The following is a 1,168-nucleotide window of genomic DNA, read 5'->3' as shown; positions in this document are numbered from 1 at the left end:
GGCCTTCAGCCTAGACACCTTATCGTTCCTCAAGATAAGGACTGGGATTACCTAATGGGCCAGACGTACACCATTCTTGGCCTGAGTGTGGCTACTGTTGGTTTGATGACGTTTCTTCCTGAAAGCATTACGAAGTGGGACGAAGAAGACCGCGACATGAGCAAGCTAGGTAGCAAATGGAAAGATAACGTTTCTGATGGCCCGGTATGGGACCGTGACGAACACTTCCTAAACTACATCATGCACCCATACTTTGGCGGTGTTTACTACACGGCGGCAAGACATGCAGGTTACAACGAATTTGAATCATTCTTGTACTCTGCCACCATGTCTACTTTCTTCTGGGAATACGGTGTTGGAGCGTTTGCAGAAGTCCCTTCTTGGCAGGACATCTTTATCACGCCATTCTTTGGTGCCGTCGTGGGTGAAATAATGCTAACAGCAGAGCAAGACATCGTAGCAAATGGCGGCGAAGTGTTAGGTTCAGAAACTGCAGGCGACGTTTCTCTCTTCTTCCTAAACCCTGTTGGTCATATCCACCACTGGGTGACTGACGCATGGGGCGGCAGCGCTGAATTGAAATTCAACTCCTCACCTTGGTTCGGCAATCAAGATGTTGCGAAGTTTGCCATGGACGCAGGTGCAAGCTACGACAGTCAGTTTTACGGCGTAGAGCTGAAAGTAACGTTCTAAGCCAACCATATTGAACGACATTAATGAAGAGCAGCCAAACGGCTGCTCTTTTTGTATCTAGTGCACTGTTTTGATTATTTTCTTCGCGAATTAGTGTGAAAAATTGACTTCTATCAAACATAACCCCTTCCTAGGACCTACACTGAAGAAAAGGACTTATTCCAATAACTTAAGCGATGCGTTCCACCGCACTGCGTCCAAACCTTATTCCAGGAGGGGACATCATGAACACTGTGTTTATCGTTAACTTTGTCGGTCAAGCATCACCGGCGACTATCAAACAACTGGCTGCTGTTACTCATGAAAACGGAGGCAAATGGTTAATCAGTAAAGTGAACTTTATTGAAGACCAAGTCGCTGGGGTGATAAAAGTTGAGTTACCTGAAGAAAACGCGGACACGGTGAAAGAAGCGTTTTCAGCCTGCCAGACTCTAGTAGTTAAATTTGTGGATTCAGAGCCTCACTCACACAAAGA

2 protein-coding genes are annotated in these 1,168 nt (G+C 46.2%); both read left to right on the top strand.

Going from position 1 to position 1,168, the window contains the following annotated elements:
* Positions 1 to 693 (top strand): DUF3943 domain-containing protein (locus R7E78_RS24355; protein ID WP_318058368.1); only part of this gene is annotated, 693 nt, incomplete at its 5' end.
* Between the two features lie 224 nt (positions 694 to 917).
* A partial coding sequence (locus tag R7E78_RS24350; RefSeq protein WP_318058367.1) for an ACT domain-containing protein occupies positions 918 to 1,168 on the top strand: 251 nt, incomplete at its 3' end.

The organism is Vibrio sp. YT-19(2023), assembly GCF_033337395.1.
Note: the sequence above shows the minus strand (reverse complement) of the source record. Positions and strands in the feature narration are given on the sequence as shown.